Origin of the sequence: Lutibacter oricola (assembly GCF_900106565.1) — a bacterium.
GTDB lineage: Bacteria > Bacteroidota > Bacteroidia > Flavobacteriales > Flavobacteriaceae > Lutibacter > Lutibacter oricola.
This window is the reverse complement of sequence record NZ_FNNJ01000001.1, coordinates 1,007,973-1,029,380: the sequence shown is the minus strand read 5'-3', so window position 1 is coordinate 1,029,380 and position 21,408 is coordinate 1,007,973. Positions and strand designations below refer to the sequence as shown.

Annotated in this window: 17 protein-coding genes; 3 read left to right on the top strand and 14 right to left on the bottom strand. The window is 31.3% G+C overall.

From position 1 onward, the window contains the following. The 3 genes from BLU40_RS04190 to BLU40_RS04180 form a co-directional block, all read right to left on the bottom strand. On the bottom strand, positions 1 to 717 hold the full coding sequence (locus tag BLU40_RS04190; RefSeq protein ID WP_175454742.1) for a tRNA1(Val) (adenine(37)-N6)-methyltransferase: 717 nt from the start codon (positions 715 to 717) through the stop codon (positions 1 to 3). A gap of 108 nt (positions 718 to 825) precedes the next feature. Continuing rightward, positions 826 to 3,564: a phosphoenolpyruvate carboxylase gene (locus BLU40_RS04185; protein ID WP_217633381.1), complete on the bottom strand. Its 2,739-nt coding sequence runs from the start codon at positions 3,562 to 3,564 to the stop codon at positions 826 to 828. Between the two features lie 383 nt (positions 3,565 to 3,947). Continuing rightward, a complete protein-coding gene (locus tag BLU40_RS04180) occupies positions 3,948 to 4,151 on the bottom strand; it encodes a hypothetical protein (protein WP_090120032.1) in 204 nt (67 codons plus the stop codon). A gap of 159 nt (positions 4,152 to 4,310) precedes the next feature. On the opposite strand from BLU40_RS04180, the gene BLU40_RS04175 reads away from it, so the two are divergent. Genes BLU40_RS04175 through BLU40_RS04165 form a run of 3 tightly spaced genes read left to right on the top strand, consistent with a single transcriptional unit; the run spans position 4,311 to position 5,704 of the window. Next, positions 4,311 to 5,066, top strand: a complete 756-nt coding sequence (locus tag BLU40_RS04175) for a hypothetical protein (RefSeq protein ID WP_090120031.1) — start codon at positions 4,311 to 4,313, stop codon at positions 5,064 to 5,066. After that, complete coding sequence (locus BLU40_RS04170) at positions 5,066 to 5,461, top strand: DUF5675 family protein (protein WP_090120030.1); 396 nt, start codon at positions 5,066 to 5,068, stop codon at positions 5,459 to 5,461. The genes BLU40_RS04175 and BLU40_RS04170 overlap by 1 nt, the downstream gene beginning before the upstream one ends. Positions 5,462 to 5,464: 3 nt before the next feature. Further along, positions 5,465 to 5,704 (top strand): hypothetical protein, encoded by a 240-nt coding sequence (locus BLU40_RS04165; protein WP_090120029.1) that lies wholly within the window; start codon positions 5,465 to 5,467, stop codon positions 5,702 to 5,704. Positions 5,705 to 5,952: 248 nt separating this feature from the next. On the opposite strand, the gene BLU40_RS04160 is transcribed toward BLU40_RS04165, so the two are convergent. From BLU40_RS04160 to BLU40_RS04110, 11 genes are all read right to left on the bottom strand, one after another. Then, positions 5,953 to 6,408, bottom strand: a complete 456-nt coding sequence (locus tag BLU40_RS04160; RefSeq protein WP_217633380.1) for a type II CBASS E2 protein — start codon at positions 6,406 to 6,408, stop codon at positions 5,953 to 5,955. Beyond that, on the bottom strand, positions 6,389 to 7,633 hold the full coding sequence (locus BLU40_RS04155; RefSeq protein ID WP_090120028.1) for a nucleotidyltransferase domain-containing protein: 1,245 nt from the start codon (positions 7,631 to 7,633) through the stop codon (positions 6,389 to 6,391). The genes BLU40_RS04160 and BLU40_RS04155 overlap by 20 nt, the downstream gene beginning before the upstream one ends. Further along, entirely contained in the window at positions 7,627 to 8,649 is a 1,023-nt protein-coding gene (locus BLU40_RS04150; protein ID WP_217633379.1) for an SAVED domain-containing protein, read from the bottom strand. Before BLU40_RS04150 ends, BLU40_RS04155 begins: the two co-directional genes overlap by 7 nt. Positions 8,650 to 8,966: 317 nt before the next feature. Beyond that, a complete protein-coding gene (locus tag BLU40_RS04145; RefSeq protein ID WP_175454741.1) occupies positions 8,967 to 9,320 on the bottom strand; it encodes a DUF2493 domain-containing protein in 354 nt (117 codons plus the stop codon). 64 nt (positions 9,321 to 9,384) lie between these two features. Continuing rightward, on the bottom strand, positions 9,385 to 9,789 hold the full coding sequence (locus BLU40_RS04140; protein WP_090120369.1) for a DUF6943 family protein: 405 nt from the start codon (positions 9,787 to 9,789) through the stop codon (positions 9,385 to 9,387). Between the two features lie 1,603 nt (positions 9,790 to 11,392). Further along, on the bottom strand, positions 11,393 to 11,656 hold the full coding sequence (locus tag BLU40_RS04135) for a heavy metal-binding domain-containing protein (RefSeq protein WP_090120026.1): 264 nt from the start codon (positions 11,654 to 11,656) through the stop codon (positions 11,393 to 11,395). A 36-nt stretch (positions 11,657 to 11,692) separates the two neighbouring features. After that, a complete protein-coding gene (locus tag BLU40_RS04130; RefSeq protein WP_090120025.1) occupies positions 11,693 to 13,459 on the bottom strand; it encodes an efflux RND transporter periplasmic adaptor subunit in 1,767 nt (588 codons plus the stop codon). 4 nt (positions 13,460 to 13,463) lie between these two features. Beyond that, positions 13,464 to 15,956, bottom strand: coding sequence for a heavy metal translocating P-type ATPase (locus BLU40_RS04125; RefSeq protein WP_090120024.1), 2,493 nt, complete (start codon positions 15,954 to 15,956; stop codon positions 13,464 to 13,466). A 9-nt stretch (positions 15,957 to 15,965) separates the two neighbouring features. Beyond that, positions 15,966 to 16,328, bottom strand: a complete 363-nt coding sequence (locus BLU40_RS04120; RefSeq protein WP_090120023.1) for a heavy-metal-associated domain-containing protein — start codon at positions 16,326 to 16,328, stop codon at positions 15,966 to 15,968. A 10-nt stretch (positions 16,329 to 16,338) separates the two neighbouring features. Continuing rightward, a complete protein-coding gene (locus BLU40_RS04115; protein ID WP_090120021.1) occupies positions 16,339 to 17,565 on the bottom strand; it encodes a TolC family protein in 1,227 nt (408 codons plus the stop codon). Further along, positions 17,565 to 21,323, bottom strand: a complete 3,759-nt coding sequence (locus tag BLU40_RS04110) for an efflux RND transporter permease subunit (RefSeq protein WP_090120019.1) — start codon at positions 21,321 to 21,323, stop codon at positions 17,565 to 17,567. Before BLU40_RS04110 ends, BLU40_RS04115 begins: the two co-directional genes overlap by 1 nt. Between the last annotated feature and the right edge of the window lie 85 nt (positions 21,324 to 21,408).

Below are 21,408 nucleotides of genomic sequence, written 5' to 3'. Positions count from 1 at the left end.
CTACATTTTTAAGTAAAAATCTTCAACTAAATTTATATAATCTTTTGTATAAACGTGGCGATCTATTTCTATAATAAGTTCATTTAACTTTATTTCAACTTTATTAAATGAAAATTGAATTAAACTTCTTTTAATTTCTGAAGTTGGAGTGCCTTTTACTCTAGTAATTTTTGCTGGATACAAACCTATTTGTTCAGCTAATTTAATTATATTACTTTCTTCTGAATTTGGAAAAACAACACAAAAAGTTCCATTTTTTGAAAGTAAATTTACAACACCTCCAAATAACTCTTTATAATTTAAACTTTCAGAATGTCGCGCCATAGCTCTATCGCTATCAAGTTCTTTATATGTTGAAGTATAAAATGGAGGATTAGAAATTATTAAATCATATTCTTCACCTTCCATCTCATCTACAAATTGCTGAAAAGAAGCATGGTAGCAAAACAATCGATCTCCCCAATCGCTTTGTTCAAAATTTTCTACAGTTTGAATATAAGCTTCATCATTTAATTCTACAGCATCAATAGTTTCAGCAAAACTTCTTTGAGCCATCATTAACGAAATTACTCCTGTACCCGAACCTATATCTAAAATACTATTTACAGAATCTTCAATAGTTGCCCAAGCACCAAGAAGTACTCCATCCGTTCCAACTTTCATAGCTGTTTTATCTTGTTGAACCGAAAATTGTTTGAACTGAAAAGGTTTACTCATTTGGATACTTTTTTAAATAATGTGGTAAAATTAAATATTAACTACTATCTAGAACCAAAAAAGCTGAATAAAATTATTCAGCTTTCTATAAATTATATTTATTAAATATCAACCTGTTCCTTTTAATCCACCAGATAGTGCGTTTACTAATAATAGCAATTCCATTAAATAGTTATCGCTTTCTTTTGAATTTAACTCTTTAAGCGCTCTCCACTTTGTTAAATAATCTATTTGAATACTATGCAAAGCCTTTAGTGAGTTATTTCTTAACTTATTATCATCTAATTTAGAAATTCTTCTTAATTCAACAGAAGTTCCCATAATTTTGGCAATTTCATCTAAACCATTTTCATAATCAGATAAAACTAATCCCATCAATTCTTTTTTAACTTCAAGATTCTTAACAAAATCAGCAAAAGCATTCATTATTTCACTGTCAGAATTTAATAAGTTAGATTCAATTTGAATTAAACTATATTTTAAAAACGGCCAATCTTTAGCCAATTGTTTTAATTGATCAAAATCTTTTGGGTGTTGCTTTTGAAATTCAACTAAAGCAGTTCCAGTTCCAAACCAACCTGTTATATTAAACCTCGACTGGTTCCAACTAAATACCCAAGGAATTGAACGTAAATCTTCTAAAGATCGTTGCCCAGTTCTACGTACTGGTCTTGAACCAATTTTACTCTGCTCTAAAACATCAATTGGTGTTACAGCTGTATAGAATTCAATAAAGTTTGGATGCTCTAATAAACTAACATATGTATCTCTAGTAAGTTCAACTATTTGATCCATTATTTGGTAACGTTGCTCGTTTTTAACTTCAACCTCTTCTACCATAGATTGCCTTGCAGTTCCGGCAACAAACATTTCTAAATTATAAGTTGCAGTAAGCCTATTTGCAAATAAATTGGCAATAGTTTCTCCTTGAACTGTCATTTTTATATGCCCACTCATTGAACCTTCTGGCATACTATCTAAAAATCTATGAATTTTTCCTCCACCTCTACTAATTGTACCTCCTCTTCCGTGAAAAAAGCAAAGTTTAACATCAAACTCTTTTGCTGCTTTGGTAAGGTTTTCTTCTGCCTTATAAATACTCCATCTACTTGTTAAAATTCCACCATCTTTATTACTATCGCTGTAACCTAACATTACTTCTTGCGTAAAGCTTTCAGAATTCTCTCGTTGTTTCTTAACTATTGGATGATTTAAAAATCCTTTTAATATTTCTGGCCCAGCAATTAAATCATCTACAGTTTCTAAAAGTGGTACTACAGGTAGATTCGAATCTTGTAAACCAACTTCTCTTAGTAATAAAAATACAACTAATAAATCGCTTAAACTACGAGTCATACTAACAATTATAGAGCCTATTCCTTCTGTTCCATAAAGATCTACATATGTTTTAATTTCGCGTAAATAACCTAATACATTGTCTGCTTCTACTCCACAAGGTACACCTGCAACTAAAAAAGGACGCTTACTTTTTAACTCTTCATTTAAAAAAGCTAATCGCTTTTCTTCATCCCAACTTCCATAGTTACAATCAGTAAAACCAGAAGCTGTTAATATTTGACTAATTGCTTTTTCATGATATGCACTATTTTGTCTTATATCTAGCTTTGTTAAATAAAAACCAAAACACTGCACCAACCTTTCAATTGGAAATAACCATTGTTTTGCTATTTGTGTAGCTCCTAAATCTATAAGCAATAGCCTTAATTCTTTTAACTCAGCAGCTAAATCTATAGAAGATTTAAAATAACCTTTTTCACCTAAATTAAAATTACCTTTAATGGTATTGTTTAACCTAACCAGTAATAGATTTATATATTGACGTAAAGGTTCGGATGGGTTTCTGTCTAATGCTTTTTTCCCTTTTGAACCAAATAATTTTGCTTTTACTTCAAGTTCTGCAAGAAATACTTGAGAAATTGAATTTTGATAACTAGAGAAACTCAATTTCGCAGCTAAATCTATTAACTGTTTTTTTATCATTTCTAGAACTAACTTACGGTGTAAACGTAATGTTGATGCCGTAAATTCTGGAGTAACAAACGGGTGCCCATCTCTATCTCCACCAACCCAGCTACCAAACTGAATCAAAGGAAAATGCTCTGGCCATTCTAATAACTCTGGAGAAAACTCCATTTCTTTCCAGGCATCTTTTAATCGTTGATCTGTTAATTTAACAGCTTCAGGAAATACATTATTAAAATAATGCATTAAATTATTACGTTCATCTTCCAAGCGTGGCTTTTCTAGATAAATTTCACCCGTACGCCACCAACGCTCCATTAAACTTGTTATTTCTTCTTTTAGAAGAGACTGCTCTGAAGTAGACCAATTAGGATTCTCCTTTTTAACTAATAATAAATATAACTCACGGTGAATATCAATTACCGTTAATCGTTTTGCTTCTGTTGGGTGAGCAGTAAGCACTGGCGAAACCTTTACAGTTCTTAACTTCTCTGCAATTTTACACTCGTTTATTCCTTCTGTTTTCCATTTATCTAATGTATAACCCCAAGAACCTTTAGTAGATTTTATTCCGAATTGTGTTTCAGATTTTCTTCTATATTGGGTTGCCGCATTTTCTTCAACTAAGTTTAACAATTCAAAGCACATACCAATTGCTTGTGTAAACTTTTCATTAGAATAATTAGTTGTCTTTTTTACTGAAAAATTATCTATAGGTAATCCTTCTGCCAAATCCTGTTCTCCAATAGAAATTAGCATTTCTTTAAACAGTTCTATAAGATACTTATAGTCTTGTCGAATTTTTGTTAATCCTTCTTTTTGAAGTAGTTCACTAGTCATTTCTTTTAGTTTTGTAGTTTTCAAATAACTTAATAGAATTTTTACTTAGATAAATCAAGTAATAAACCCCTGATTAAGAATAGTTCAAAGTTATTGATTGCTAATCAAATTAACAATATTTGCAAAGTGTAGTTACTTAAATGTTTTCGTAGATTATAATAGATTTTAGAATATAATGAGCTATTATTAAAAAACCTCACATAAAATGTAAGGTTTTCTAGCAGAGAAGAAGGGATTCGAACCTTTGGAGATTTCTCTTTATTTATAAGGACTTCCCTACTCCATTAAATTTTTGTTGACCGATTTGTTGACCTAACCATTGATATCCATTGATTGGTTTTAACTCTCAATCTCACTAACAAATATACGATTTTAATACTACAAATAGCACCAAACAATGTCAAATACTATGATACTTTTCTCAAATAATCGTTTACAATTTCAAGCTTAATACCACTATATTCTGCAAATTCTTCTGAAGTAATGAATTGATGTTTTTGTTTTCCGAAATGTAATTTGATTGTATTCAATAATTTTCTTCCATAGCGTTCACTACGTCCAGTGATGCATTGAATGTCTTTTGGGTAAATACAAGCTCTTACTATCTTCATTTTAATACTCTATCTATACTTTATCCTACTAGTATTTATACTTTACCTATACACCCTTATTTGTTATAAAAAGGATGTTTTCGGAATGGATGGATTTCGGTTTTTTAATTCCTTTATAAAGATAGCTTCATTTGTTGAGAATTTAAAATTTATAACATTATGGCTAAACAAACCGGTATTATTAAATTAAAAGGAACCATTGGTGGAATTTCCTTTTACAAAACGAGTGATGGACACCTTGCTCGCGAAAAAGGTGGTGTTGACAAATCTAGAATTGCAAATGACCCTGCGTTTCAAAGAACGCGTGAAAATGGTTCTGAATTTGGAAGAGCAGGTAAAGGTGGTAAAGTTCTACGTAATGCAATTCGTATTCTTTTGCAAAATGCAAAAGACAAAAGAGTGGTTAGTAGATTAACTACTGACTTATTAAAAGTAGTTAAAACAGACACAACTAACGCTCGTGGATTGAGAACTATTCAAGATGGTGTTTTGAGTTCTTTGGAAGGATTCGAATTTAATTTGAATGGTAAACTTGGTTCTACGTTGTTTGCTCCATTTTCAACAACTTACGACAGAGTAAGTGGGGATATCTCTGTTGACTTGGCTGCTTTTGCTCCTGCAATAAGAATTGCTGCACCTTCTGGAACAACACATTTTAAAGTAGTTACAGGAGCTGCTGAACTTGATTTTGAAAATGAAGTTTCTTCTTTTGAAAATGATGAAACTGCTATTTTACCTTATGACAGTGCTAACACAGCTGCTATTGCTTTAACTGTTACTGCTCCAGCAAATTCAACACACCCTGTATTTATTGTATTGGGAATTGAATTTTATCAAGAGGTAAACGGACAAATGTATTCGTTGAAAAACGGAACCTACAATGCTTTATCAGTTGTAAAAATTGATACGGTATAATGGAATTGGTTTTACATAGAACCTATTTTGAAAAGGGCACGAATAGTGTCCTTTTCTTGAATTCTAAATTTCTAGGATTTACCATTGAATTGCCCTGGAGAAAAAACCAAAAATCTGTTTCGTGTATTCCAGAAGGAACTTACGTATTAAAACCTCGATTTTCTGAAAAGTTTAAACATCATTTAATCCTTGAAAATGTAATTAATAGAAGCTTAATATTAATTCATCCAGCAAATGATGCTTTAAAAGAATTACGTGGTTGTATTGCTCCGGTTACCTATTTATCTGGTATTGGAAAAGGAACTACTTCAAAACTATTATTTAAAAAAATTGTATCGCTATGCTACCAAGCATTTGAGCGAAAAGAAAAAGTAATATTAACTATTAAATCATAACTTATGAAACTTAAAGAACGATATAAAAAACCGACTCCTCCATTTTTTAGAAAATTAAGAAACATTGGAATTGCATTGGCCACCGCAGGTGGTGTTATTATTGCTGCTCCAATTTCATTGCCAGCTGCAGTAGTTACAGTTGCAACATACTTAACAGTTGCCGGAACAGTTGCTACGGCTGTAAGCCAAGCTGTTGTTTCTGATAAAAAGAAAGAAAAGGATCTAGATTCTAAAATTGACTAACTCTTAAATTTAGAAATTGAATTGGAAAACAATATTCAAATAAAGTCTGGGGTTATTGGTGGGACTTTGCTATCCACTGCACTAAACATTAGCATAAACGATGTAATTTTTACCGTTGTTATGGCTGTTATTGGTGCAGTGGTTAGTTTTTTTGTTTCTTATTTTTTGAAGCGATTATTTTCTAATAAATAAAAAAGCCTAGTTATTTTTTTAACCAGGCTTTTTTAAATATTGTTGTATGCAGTTTTTTATTCTTTTTCTGTTTTATCCTTTTCTTTATTTTTAGGCGGATGCTTTCCTCCTCCATTCCAAAACCCTGTAATTAACCATAATTCATAATGCATTAACCATTCAGAAGTCCAAGGTATAATAGAGTCAGTATATAACTGCTCAACAGTCCATTCTCTATACTTTGGGAAATATAAGCACAGTTTTTGCTTTTTTGTTGAGTAGACGTGTGGCAATTCTTTTTTACCATTGTATAACATTAATTCTTTAGGATTTGTAATATAAACGTCAACTCCTTTATTAATACGATAAACTAATTTAACCTCATATTCTTGACTCAATGGAGTTGGTTTTATAACGCCAACCCATTTTAAACTATTTTCTCTATTTCTACTTATTTTACTATTTGGATAAACAGATTTCAATTTACCTTCTTGTATAATTAGTGATACTCTTTTATTCTTTCTCTTCTGCACCGTAAAAATTATGATTTTTAATTTTAGTGCCAACAGCACCTATTGTTCCTGTAATAGAAGATACTTTTAGATTTCCATTTTCTCTATTAATTCTTTGTCTTTCGCCATAACTACTAAAAGTTTTAGTGGTCAATTTTTCTCCAAAAGGATTTTGCATCGATTCATTGATAAACTGTAATCCTTGACTTTTAGATAAAATATTTGAAAAATCAGCTTTAACTTTATCCAACCATAAATAAAAATTCTTTTCTCTTTGTGGATATTGAATCCATTTGTCAGCAAAATTCTCTTCTTCATTTACTGGATTTGGGATGTATTTTATTGTTTTGTTTAAATCATTATTATATCTCTCTTCGATATGGAGATGCATTTTATTAATTATATTTTTAATTGCATCAATCAAGTTTTCTTCTTGGTTATATGATTTACCTGATAGCGTAGTTATAATAATTGATATTGGTTTATCCTCATCACCATTAAACATTATATCTCTATGTCTTTTTAATATCTGTACTGCTCTTTGTAATGGGAGTTTATTCTGTTGATATTCTGGAGCAGGTTTTATAGATTCATTTAGAGAAAACATTTTTTTGATAGAAATTTCGGCTCTATTAAAAAACCATTTACCATAACCAAAAGGATTACTTTTTAACCAATTTTCTGTATTTGAGTCAAAATCATAATTATCAGACTCATTGTCCGTAATCCTTATTGCTAAATTGTCAACATTGCTAATATCTGTATGCGAAAATGCTTTTTCTAATATCATTGAATAGCCTTCACTAATAATTGAAGGAAGGATATCCATATGATACTTTTCCTTTAGGTTATCAGATTCTTTTCTGTATTCTAAAGTCCAACATCTACGACCTTCTTTGTCGAGCATTTCCTTATAAACATCATTTTGCTTTAATCTTGCTCCAACTATTCTTTTTAAGTCTTTTTGCGACCAATCTGCATTTTTCCCTGTTAGTTCACAAACAAGGTCAATATCAATATCATCAGTATCATTTATTGGTTGAATTACTGTGCCTAATAAAAAAGAACCTTGTGTTAATATTTGAGGTTTATATTTAGCCAATACAGTACCCTCTTGTGATAACCAATTTCCAACCGCTTGATAACTTTTAACAGCATTATTATGTTGAGTTTCCGAAATATCAAGATTATTACTTAATTCTTCGAAAATATCATTGAATTGTTTTTTTTGTTCTATTGTTAGCATATTTTTATTGTTTTATTAAAACCATCAAAAGTTTTGTTTTCATCATATATTGTTAAAGGCATATCTGCTTTTGGCATCCAAATTCTCCCTAATTCAATTGCTATAGCTATAGGCATAGCAGGGAATATGTGTAATTCAGTTTTTGAAGTATAATTTGATTTGATTTCATCAAAAAGATGCCTCATAGCAATACTAAAATCTTGAAGTTGTATTTTGGATTGCAAGTAATCATTAAATGGCTTATCAATTGTTAATGTATAAATTGAACAATCATCACCTAGTAATTTTGTAATTCTTTCGTTGTTGATTGTTGCACTTAATGAAATGTTTAAAGCAACTATCGGATTAATAGATTTTGGTTTGATTATTTTATAAATCGTATCAATTGAATCATTGGATAATTTCCAAGTCTTTGGATTACGGATTGGTTGATAAATCTCAACATTCTGTATGTCATTGATTAAAGTTCCTAATTTGACAAGTAAAGGCATTGGAGCAAATGCGAATAATGATATATGTTTAATATTTTGTTGTCTAATTGAATTTACTAAACGCTGATTGAAGTTTTCAATTAAAACCTTTACTTCAGTTATCCAAAATTCCTCATCTTTATCTCTAATGGGACTATCTGTCAGACCTAAATCAATTGTTTTAGATTGTGCAGGATAGTGTTCAGGCAGAAGGTATTCTACTACAGTTTCATATAGTAAAACAGGAGTATGTTCTCCTACATTTGCTTTGTATGTAATTATATGACTTTGGTTATTTGGGTTTATAGCTGTTATTCGTTCAATTCGTTCTTCTTGTTCTTTTTTCATTTCTAACAAAAGTGACTCTGGATGTTCATCAACTTCTATTCTGTCAATGAGTCTATGGTGTGTATCGCAAAGCAACATTATATTCGATAATTCTTTTGCAAGTAAGGTTGACCGAATTATATCTCCTCTTGGTCCATCTGGAGAATCTGCAACAATATGTGCTAAATATGCTTTATTGAAAAATCGTTTTGTTACCAAGTCCTGATATAATGAAATATTACAACCTTTATATTGACATCTTCCTCCCGATTTTATCAGAAGAAGTTTTATAATTTTATCAGGTATTTTTGTTGTACTCATAGTTTTTTTTCAAATAGAATAGAACTTGTTAATACAAATTAATTCCATTAGTTATTAGGTTAAAACCAGATATACATCTAGGCTACCTATTTTATTAAATTAATATGATATAGTTAGCAATTATTTTTCTACTAAATTACAGTAAATGAAATTATATAACAATAGAATCCGTTTATTTAAATTGATTATTAATATGGGTTATTTTAAAATGCTTATTAATAACAACTAATTTTCAAGTATAAACCCAATTGTTTCGATAAATCAATCATATTTTTTGTGCCTCTACTTTTTCCATCCCAAAAGGCAATTAATGCGTCAGCATAATTTGCCATTTGTTGGTTTCTCTTTGGTCCTGCAGCTCTTCCGTATTTATTCCAGTCTGCAGGAAATCTTATTATTTTATATCCTCTTTCTTTTGCGTATTGTTCTCCAAGTTTATCGGCTCCTCTGTAATAGGCTCCAGAAACAATTTCAATATTGTTTTGATCTTGGAGAATGTTGTCACATTCGGTGCATAGTTTTTTGTAGTCGTTGAAGGTTCTGGTTCCTGCAATTATTAGTTTCATCATTCTAGTTATTGGTTTTTTGTTGTTGGTTTGAATTCCTGCCTACGCAGGAATGACAAGAAAAAATTCAAGACCTCAACAAGGCAATTTTTAATTTTGAAATCGCTTGCAATTGCAATTCTAGATTTTGCTCAAAGGCTGTAATTTTTTTAAGCTTTTCAACTTTTAGTTCCCATTGCTGCAGCTCGTAATTTTGTAAGGCTGTATTTATTACCGTTTTTGCATCTGAAATACAGATAAACGGAATAACACTACCTTTTAAATAGTAGCCAAAGAATTGACCTGTTTTAAGTGATAAACATAGGTAATACAAAGACTCCCGAGTTTCTTCTGAAGCGGTTGTGATTACAAAACAGTTTGGGCAAGGTTGCTCCATTGGCCTACCACTATTTAAACCTTTGTTTAAAATAAAAAAGTGTGGTTTGTTGTAGGTTCTTCCTTCCTGGTGTGTCTTGATTTCATAAGTTGACATAGTTCTCCATTTAAAATTATGCGCTTCGCGCACATAATTTTTTCAGAAAACAAAAGAAAAAAGATAGCCACAGCTAGGTTGTGTGGATATGACTGTCAAGGTTTTTTGTAAAAAACACTACCTAAATTGATAGTTGAAATCATTACTAAAAATATTGTGAGGTGGAGGTTTTTTTCAAAACCCAACGGGCTTGACCTTGAAAGGCAGAAAGCGGCTGGAGATGGTAACAACCGATATTTGCTATGTTTTTTATTTTTACTTTGAACCTAAATACTTGTTTTATGTAAGAGATATTTTGAAGTTGTTTTTTAAAAAACTAACTGCTATTGATTGGAATCAAAAATATGTTTTTAACTACATTGAATAAATGTTGAAGAATTTAGATAATTTGTAATTATGTTATTTGTAGTATCGTTTTATATAATGTTTTTAAGTTTCTTTTAGCAGGTAATCGCGAAGCATTAAAGCGAGCCGCAGCGAGTTGAACGAGGGTGTTGGAGCAAGAGTACGTTGCCATCGGCATAAGTACGTGCTACGACTACGTGGAACACGCAAGGTTGGCGGAGTTTTTGAAGCGGTTGGAAAAACAAGTGCAATTTATGTAGTGATATTAATTGTTAGTCATATTCATTTTGCCTTGATGCAAAACGAAACAAAAAATCAAGACTTCTTAAAATAGCTTTGAATACTACGCTACCTCACTTTCGACTCCAGGCCGCTTCGCTCTTTGGATTACTCATACGTTTCGATAACTTGTATTTCTACAGCTATTTTAATAGGTCGTTTTTGTGAGTGTATTTTAAATACTAAATAATTATTAATCCTATAAATTTAATGGAATACTTTGCTCTTGTGCGTGTTTGCAATATGTAATAAATCCGCTAAATACCTATCGATGTAGAATCAAATAAAATTGAAGAATACATTTATAAGATACCCACATTCGTGAGGACAGGCGGTTTATTTTATATGCAAAATGGATGCCTTCAAAAACTGTGACAACCTGATTAGCCCGAAGTGAGCAGCAGGCGAGCGAAAATAGTGTAATAGCGGTTTACCCCTAATAAAAATGCATTTATACCTTATTGGGTTTTAGGGGTAAAAGATAGCTATGCGTGAGTGATGCGTGGAATGTGTGAAGTAAAATAAATGAACTAGTGCTAAATGAGGACTGTGGACGAATTAGTGCTATTTATGGTATATGCAAGGTTTTAAAACTATATCTATACTTATAGTGATGAGATTCTGAAACAAGTTCAGAATGACGTACTTTTCTGGATTTACCTTGCAGATATATTTTATGTAACAAAATGGTGCGTATTGCGAACACCTTATTACCTGCACGAATGTTTCTATTTTGTTCTATTGTTACTTATGGAAACGGATTTGAAAAGCGCAAAGGCAAAAAGTAAGTGCTTTTTTCAAGCTCTTACTGTGCGGAATTGGAAGCTGTATTTTTGGTTTGTTGTGAACTTGACTAACTTTTAAAGATGAGATTCAAAACAAGTTCAGAATGACGTAAAGATTAAAAAAATACTGCTGTAGATGGGGTGTTTATTATTTTATGAAAAAGAGCCCCTTTTGAGGACTCTTTTTATAGTTTCTAATGATTATGACCTGAATGATCTTCATCATTATGTTTAGCGTGTTTCTCTACCTTTTTTAAATCCATTTTACAAACTGGACAATTTCCTTTCTCATCGTATGTTTTGCCTTTTTCACAATCCATAGGACATTGGTAAACTTCCATTGCCATTTCTTTTTTGGCTTCTGTTTTTACAGGCTCTTTATCTTTTTTTGTTTCTGTTTTGCAGCTTGTAGCTACGAATAAAGCTACTACAGTTATACTTAAAATTACTTTTTTCATTGTTTTAAAATTTAAAATATTAATAATTGTTTTAATTTATTCTATTACTTGTTTTACTTCACCACATTTAAGCATTGCATCTCCAAAATAAGGGTTAAGAACTTTTTCTTCTTTGCTTAACCAATATGCACCGTTATTGTTATCTGCCATTGGACAAAATTCTACATATACTATTTCGTTGATTCCAAATAGTTGAATTGCCTTGGTTAAATGAGAAGATAAATGCTTAAAATGGTCTCTTTGAACTTTTATATCATCAGTATTTGAAATAGCGATTGTTGAAGATTTAATTTCTTTTTCTACAGTCATCCAATGCTTATGTGCTTCGCCTTTTAGTAATTTCATATTTATTTTATGAATGCTTGAAATTAACTTTTTGGCACTGTTTGTAGCTTCTTTTGAATTGTCTTCTACCAATGCATCTTTAAGAATGATATAGTTCTCATACACTGTTTTTAATTGATTTTGAAATTCTTTTGGAGCTTCTAATCGTTTATTAATTTCATAATGTTCTGTAGCATCTGAAATGTTATTTTCCATACCAAGATGCCCTTCGTGACCTGTCATTGTAGTTCCGCCAGTTTTATTCATCATACTTTTTTTACCTTGTAGTTGGGCAGCAGCATCTATGGTAAACGTACCATTTGATACTATTTCATCACCATTATTTAGACCTTTTAAAACTTGATAATTTGTTCCAATTTGGTTCCCTAAAACAATTTCTTTCATTTCAAAAACAGGTTCGTTAGGATTGGTTTTTACATAAACTATAGACCTTTCACCAGTCCAAAGAACTGCCGATGCAGGTATCATTAGTATATCATTTGTATTTGATGTGGCATTATTTACTTTACCTTCAACAAACATTCCTGGCTTAAATTCATTGTTTTTATTTTTTAATACAACTCTTAAAGTTACCGTACGGGTTTTAGTATTTAAAACGGGGTCAATAAAACTTACTTTTCCTTTAAACTCTTTATTAGGGTATGCGTTAGAAGTTATCGTAATTTCTTCACCTATTTTAAATAAGCCTATCTGGTTTTCATACACATCGAAATTTGCCCAAACTGTACTTAAGTTTGATATTTTCAGCAAAGGTTGTCCTTGTTTTATTGCTGAACCTTGTTCAACCAATTTTTCAGATACGGTACCTGAAACTGTTGCATACACAGGGAAAAATTCTTTTGCTTTTCCAGAGGCTTCAATTTGGTTTATTTGATTATCTGATAGTTTCCAGAATTTTAATTTGTTACGAACGGCATTGTACAATTCTGGTTGAGATTCTTTTAATGAAATTGCAGTTAATAATTCTTGTTGAGCAGCATATAATTCAGGTGAATAGATAGTTGCTAATAATTGTCCTTTACGAATTTCTTCACCAGTAAAATTTACATTTAGTTTTTCAATTCTTCCAGAAAAATAACTGACTTGAATTGAATTAACTTCTTCGTTTACTGCAATTTTACCAGATAATTTAAGCACATTATCTTCAGCTAAATGCTTACCAACTTTTGTTGTTTGAATGTTGGCTAATGCCATTGCATTTTTTGTTAACTTGAATTGATCTGCAGACAAACCATCAGCACCTGCTTCGGCAGGAATTAAATCCATACCACAGATAGGACAGTCACCTGCTTCTGGTTGCATTATTTGTGGATGCATTGAACACGTCCACATTTGATTTGTTTCTGTTGTGCTAGTATGATTATGTTCTGTTTTATTTTTTGAAGAATCATTGAACAGGAACTTTCCCAGAAGAAGTCCAACAGCTAATATGCCTATATAAATTATATATTTTTTCATTTTTTTAAATTTTAATATTTCTTAATCTTAATGCGTTTACAATTACCGAGACCGAGCTAAAACTCATAGCTAAAGCTGCAATCATTGGTGATAGTAATAATCCAAAAAATGGATATAAAATACCTGCTGCAATAGGAACACCTATAACATTATATATAAATGCAAAAAACAGGTTCTGTTTTATATTTTTTACAACAGCGTGACTTAATTTTTTAGCTTTTACAATACCTTGTAAATCGCCTTTTACTAATGTTATTGATGCACTTTCAATAGCAACATCAGTACCTGTACCCATTGCAATTCCAACATCAGATTGTGCTAAAGCAGGTGCATCATTAATACCATCTCCTGCCATTGCAACTATTTTCCCTTTATTTTGAAGCATTTTTATTTCATTTAATTTGTCTTGTGGAAGACATTCTGCTTTAAAGTGTTTTAGGTTTAGTTGTTTAGCTACAGATTTTGCAGTATTCTTATTGTCACCTGTTAGCATTATTACGTCAACGCCATTATTTTGTAATTCTTTAATAGCATTTTGACTTGTAGTTTTAATAGCATCGAAAATTGTGACATATCCTACTGCTTTATTATCTATTGCTATGTATGAAACTGTTTTACCTTGCTCTTGTTCTACTATAACTTTATTCGATAAACTTTCAGAAATAGTAATTGTGTATTGCTTTAATAAATTATCATTACCTAAAGCAATATTTTTATTTTCGACTTTACCTATAACTCCTTTTCCTGCCACAGCTTCAAAATCACTTACTTTAGTAATTGAACTGTTTTTTGATTTACCATAGTTTACGATTGCTGCTGCTAACGGATGCTCGCTATATTGGTTTAAAGATGTTATGTATTGTACTAAAATAGATTCATCTATAGAGTCTGTTGCTATTACCTTTTCAACTGATGGTTTTCCTTCTGTAATCGTGCCTGTCTTGTCAACAATAAGTGTATCTACTTTATTCATTTTCTCTAATGCTTCCGCATTTTTAATCAATACACCAGATTGAGCACCTCTACCAACACCTACCATTACAGACATTGGCGTAGCCAATCCTAATGCACAAGGACACGCAATAATTAATACAGCTATTGCATTTACAAATGCAAAAACATAAGCAGGTTCGGGACCAAATACAGCCCAAATGATAAATGTTATTACTGAAACAATCATTACTATTGGAACAAAGTATTTTGATATTCTATCAGCTAACTTTTGAATAGGTGCTTTAGAACGACTTGCGTTATTTACCATATGAATGATTTGAGAAAGTAAGGTCTCTGAACCGACTTTTTCAGCTTTCATTATAAACGACTTTGTACCGTTGATTGTACCTGAACTTACTTTGTCATCTACATTTTTATCTACAGGAATAGGTTCTCCTGTTATCATAGATTCATCAATACTACTATGGCCTTCAATAATACTACCATCAACAGGGATTTTTTCACCTGGTTTAACTCGTAATAAATTACCCTTTTCAATTTTATCAATAGCTATTACTTTATCAATTCCATCAATTACTAATGTTGCAGTGGAAGGAACTAATTTTAATAATTCCTTTATTGCTCCACTTGTTTGGCTATGCGCTTTTGCTTCTAACAATTGCCCTAGTAATACTAATGTTAAAATAACTGTAGTTGCTTCAAAGTATACAAATACGTTTCCTTCTGAAGTTTTAAAATCTTCAGGTAAAACATTAGGAAATATCATTGCAAAAACACTAAAAATCCACGCTATTCCAGAACCTATTCCAATTAGGGTAAACATATTTAGGTTCAATGTTTTTATTGATGTCCAAGCACGTTTAAAAAACATCCAAGTAGCATAAAAAACTACTGGAATTGATAATATGAATTGAATCCAATTCCATTGTTTTTGTTCTAAAACTGTATACAATGGATTATTTTCTAACATTTCAGACATAGCTATTAAAAAAATTGGAGCTGTAAATAAAACAGCAATCCAAAACTTATTTAGCAGCTTTTTATAAGTCTTATCTTCTTCAGATACATCCGCTTCTAATGGAATCAAATCCATACCGCAAATTGGACAAGATCCAGGTTCGTCTTTTATGATTTCTGGATGCATTGGGCAGGTAAACTGAATATTTGAAGAAACCATTTTTTTCTCTTCGATTAAATCCATACCGCATACTGGGCAATCACCAACTTTGTTATAAACTTTATCTCCCTCACAATGCATTGGACAATAGTAAGTACCACTTCCTTCTCCTTTCTGAAGTTCTTTTTCTTTTATTTTTATAGGTATATGAACTCCTAGTTTATGAATACTATACCTGCCACCATCATTTTTTAAGGCTTCTTGAAATGTTTTTAACGGAATATGTGATTCCATTTCAATTGTAGCTTCAGCTTTTTCTAAATCAACTGTTGCTTTTGAAACACCTTTTACTTTAGAAAGTGTTTCTTCTACGTGACTGCGACAACCGTTGCAAGTCATACCGTGTATGTGAAATGTGTGTTTCATAACGATTAATTAATTACAATGATTACATCCTTTTTTTGCATCTGTCAATTCGTATTTACAACAACTAGGTAGTGAATTATAAGCTTTTTTAGAAGCACTTACATATTTTGTGCTGTGTCCAACTTTTGCAACTGCTTGCTCTACTTCGTAGGCACTACTTTCTTTTAGATCAAATGTAATTTTCAACATTTTGCTTTCAACATTCCAATTAGCTGTTTTTATACCTTTAACTGATTTGGCTGCTTTTTCTATTCTGTTTTTGCACATTTCACATTTACCTTCAACCTTAAACTCTTCTGTTTTTAATTGAGCAAATGTTATGTTGATTGTAAATATGAATATGATTATTAGTATTGATTTTATATGTTTCATTTTTTAAGTTTTAATTTGAAATTAAATAATTGATGATTGTACTTTGATTGTAATAATTTTTAACTGATTCTATTTGATTTATTTGAAACTTTAGCTGTAACTCTTGTATGTCTAAAACATCATTAAAATCAATAGTTCCGGTTTCATAATTGCTAATTAGAATATCTTCAGCATTTTCGGCTTGCTTTAAGTTTTTAGCTTGAATATTGTAACTAATTTTTGCTGAAATTCTTTCATTAATAGCAGCATCAAGTAAAGATTGTAATTTGTTATAACGCTCTTGTTTTTCGTTTTTTATTTCAAGCTGCTGCAAGTTGTTTTGCTTACTTTTTGATTTGTATTTCTTATTAAATATTGGAATAGATACTGAAACCATTGGCATTAAAATATCTTTGCCATTATCGCTTATTGTAATATCTGGTCTTTCTTCTACATTGACATAGTCTAATCCAAAACCAATTAAAGGGTTGCTTTCTTTTTGATTTAATAATTCTGACTTTTCAACCGCATTGTACAATTTTTCATACTTTAATAATTCGGGATGTAACTCTAAACTATTTGTATTTAAAAAAGAATCATCAGCAGGTATTTCAAGATTGTTTTCAATACGAACTTCAATAGCTTTATCACGATTCAACAACTTGTTTAATGTTGTTTGTTCTGCAATATATTTCTGATGCAATAATTGTTTTAATTTATCTAGTTCATTTTGTCGCATTTGTAACCTTAATACATCTACTGCCGAGGCTTTATTTACCTCAACAGAAGTTAAAGCCATTGTTTCATAGTTTTTTAATAGTTCAATATTTTCAATCAAAACCTGTTGCTTTGCTTTATTTTCATATAAATTGTAATAGGATTGTGATACAGCTACTATTAATTTTCGTTTGGCAATAACTATATCTTCAAACGAAGCATCAGCTAACGAATTGGCATAATTTTCACGAGCGGTAATTGAGCCAAACCAAGGTAACATTTGTTTTGCTGAAATTTTAAAACGTTGTGCTCCTGTTCTTGTTTCAGGTTCACTTACAAAGTATCCAAGCCCAAATTCTGTATTTGGAAGTGTATTTACTTCGTTCGCTTTTTCTGCTTTAATTTTATATTGCAATTCAAACTTCTGAATTGTAGGACTGTTATTAAATGCCTCTTTTAAGAGCGTTTCTAATTGTTGTGCATTTGTGTTAACTGTGATAAGTAATACACTTAAAATAAAGGCTGTTTTTAGATTTTTCATTATGCTGTTTTTTTAAGTTTTAATTCTTCTCTCCAGCTATACAAAACAGGAACTATAAAGTATGAAGTAATGTCTATAACCATTCCACCAAAAATTGGAATTGCCATTGGCATCATAATATCACTACCTTTTCCTGTTGAAGTTAAAATAGGTAACAAGGCTAAAATTGTTGTTACTGTTGTCATTAAACAAGGTCTTATTCGTTTTTCAGCAGCTGCTAAAGCAGAACTTCTAATACTTTGTTTATTCGTAGGTTTGTCTCTATCAAAAGTTTGTGTTAAATAGGTTGCCATTACCACACCATCATCTGTAGCAATACCAAATAGTGCAATAAAACCTACCCAAACTGCCACACTTAAATTGATGGTTTTCATATTGAATAGCTCTCGCATATTTTCACCAAACAAACTGAAATTGAAAAACCAGTCTTGCCCATATAACCAAATCATTATAAAACCACCTGCAAATGCTACGGTAATTCCTGTAAATACCATTAAAGAAGTTGTTACTGATTTGAACTGGAAATACAATATCAAAAAGATAATGGCTAATGCTAATGGTACAACCACAGCTAGTGTTTTTTCAGCTCTAATTTGATTTTCATAAGTTCCGGTAAACTTGTAACTAATTCCTTTAGGGACTATTAATTCACCCGATGCTATTTTTTGTTGAAATAAGGCTTGTGCATTTTCAACAACATCTACTTCAGCAAAACCATCTAACTTATCAAACAGTACATAACCCACTAAAAAAGTATCTTCACTTTTAATAACTTGGGGACCTTGTTCATAGCGAATGGTTGCCAATTCGCTTAAAGGAACTGGACTTCCTTTTTCTACAGGAACATAAATTTGTTCTAAATCTGTTGGGTTTGCTCTTAACTCTCTTGGATAACGCACCCTTACGGAATAACGCTCTCTTCCTTCAACTGTTTGTGTTATTGGCATACCGCCAATTGCAACTTTAAGTATTTCTTGAACATTTTCTATAGAAATACCATAACGTGCAATTTTTTCTCTGTTAATATCAATAAGTAAATAAGGCTTTCCAACAATTCTGTCTGCAAAAACGGCTTGTTCTTTTACACCTTCAGTTTGTTTTAAGATAGCTTCTAATTCCAAGCCAAAAGCTTCAATTTGTTTTAAATCTTGTCCTTTTACTTTAATTCCCATTGGTGCGCGCATACCTGTTTGCAGCATTACCAATCGAGTTTCAATAGGTTGTAATTTAGGTGCTGATGTTACTCCAGGCAACTTTGTAACTTTGACAATTTCGTTCCAAATATCATTAGGAGATTTAATTTCAGGTCTCCAATTTCTGTAAAATTCACCATCATTATCTTCAATTAATTGAGAGCTTTGGACATTTAATAAAGTTGATTTTATAATCGCTTTGTTCTCGACTGCGCTCGAACTGACAGCTATATTTTCGTTATGAATTAATCGACCATCTTTTAATTCAAATAAGCCTTTGTCATTTACTTTGTATCGTTGTTTTTTACCTTTTTCATTCTTCATATATTCAGATTTGTACTGAATAATATTTTCGTACATAGATAATGGTGCAGGATCTAATGCTGATTCTGTTCTACCTGCTTTACCAACAACTGTTTCAATTTCTGGAATACTAGCAACTGCCATATCTAACTGTTGTAAAACTCTCTTGTTTTCATCAACACCTGAATGTGGCATTGAAGTAGGCATTAGTAAGAATGAACCTTCATTAAGAGAAGGCATAAATTCTTTTCCAGTGTTATTCATTATATAAATACCTGAAATAAGCACTGTAGTTGGAATGATTAAGAATGCTAATTTATTAGCTAAAGCCCATTTTAAAATTTGCGCATAATACTTTCTTAAAACAGAGAATATACCTAATATTCCAAAGCAAATAATTGCTACAAATAGTAAGTTTATAAGAATACTTCTTTCAACACCTAAAGGTCTCCAATATTCAGTTAATAAAAGCACTACTGATGCAGCCGCAATTATTATGTTGATTAAATTAACATTTTTTGGTTCAAGTTTTCCTTTTAAATTTAAGATCCCTGTAACTCCAAAAGCAATTAAAATGATTCCAAGCCAATAACCCAAAATTATAGCTGAAATTCCTGCAATAATTAGGGCAATATTTATAAAATAACTTACTGTCTTTTTTAATACCGTTTTTCTGAATAAAAAGGCCGCAAAAGGAGGTATTAAAAATAACGCGATTACTAACGATGCTGAAAGTGCCATTGTTTTTGTAAAAGCTAAAGGTCTAAATAATTTACCTTCAGCACCAATCATTGTAAATACTGGAACAAAACTGATAATTGTAGTTAGAACTGCTGTTAATATTGCTCCTGAAACTTCTGCAGTGGCATTGTATACAATTTCATTTGTTGTTAGTGGTGTGCCATCTTCATTTAAACGTAGTTTTTCTTCATCTAAATGCCGAATCATATTTTCAGCGAGAATTACTCCAACATCGACCATAGTTCCAATAGCAATTGCAATTCCCGAAAGCGCAACAATATTTGCATCTACATTGAAGAGTTTCATTGTAATAAATACCATTAATACAGCTACTGGTAATAAACCTGAAATTAATATGGATGCTCTTAAATTGAAGACCATTACAATAATTACTAAAATTGTAATTAATATTTCTAGTGTTAATGCTTCGTTTAAAGTGTGTAAGGTTTCTTCAATAAGTTCTGTTCTATCATAAAAGGGAACCAATGTTAATTGAGAAACTGTTCCATCAGCTAATTCTTTAGTAGGTAAGCCTCCTTTAAGTTCTTCAATTTTGGCTTTTACATTATTGATAACTTCCATAGGGTTTGCACCATAACGAGCTACAACCACACCACCAACTACTTCAGCACCTTCTTTGTCTAACAACCCTCTTCGTGTTGCCGGACCAAGTGATACTTTGCCAATATCTTTTATTTTTATTGAAGTGAAATTTTCAGAAGTTACAACGGCATTTTCTATATCGGCAATAGATTTAATATAGCCTAAACCTCTAACTAAATATTCGGCTTGGTTAATTTCTAAAGTTTGCGCTCCAATATCTCTGTTACTTTCTTTTACTGCTTTTACAATTTGATGTAAACCAATATTGTATTGACGCATTAATTCTGGATTTACATCTACTTGATATTCTTGTACATAGCCACCAATTGACGCTACTTCAGAAACACCGCTTGCAGAAGATAACGCATACTTCACATAGTAATCTTGAATACTACGTAATTCGTGTAAATCCCAACCACCAGTTACATTTCCGTTTTCATCTCTTCCTTCTAATGTATACCAATAGATTTGCCCTAATCCTGTGGCATCTGGACCTAATGAAGGGTTAACACCATCTGGCAATAAATTACTTGGTAAGGAATTTAATTTTTCAAGGATTCTACTACGACTCCAATAAAACTCAATATCTTCTTCAAAAATGATATAGATACTTGAAAAGCCAAACATAGATGAGCTACGAATGGTTTTTACCCCTGGAATACCAAGTAATGATGTTGTTAATGGATAGGTTATTTGGTCTTCAATATCTTGTGGTGAACGACCGTCCCATTTTGTAAATACTATTTGTTGGTTTTCACCAATATCGGGAATTGCATCTACTGCTACAGGATCGCTAGGAAGAAATCCTGTATTCCAATTAAAGGGTGCATTTACGATACCCCAACCTATAAACAGTGCTAGTAATAATACTGCTACCAGTTTATTTTCTATTAAAAATTTAATGCTTTTATTTAGCATAAGTTTGATTTTAAACAATTAGACAATGGTGTTAAAAACACCGAATACAACAAATTATCCTTATAACTTTACAGCCATAGGATAA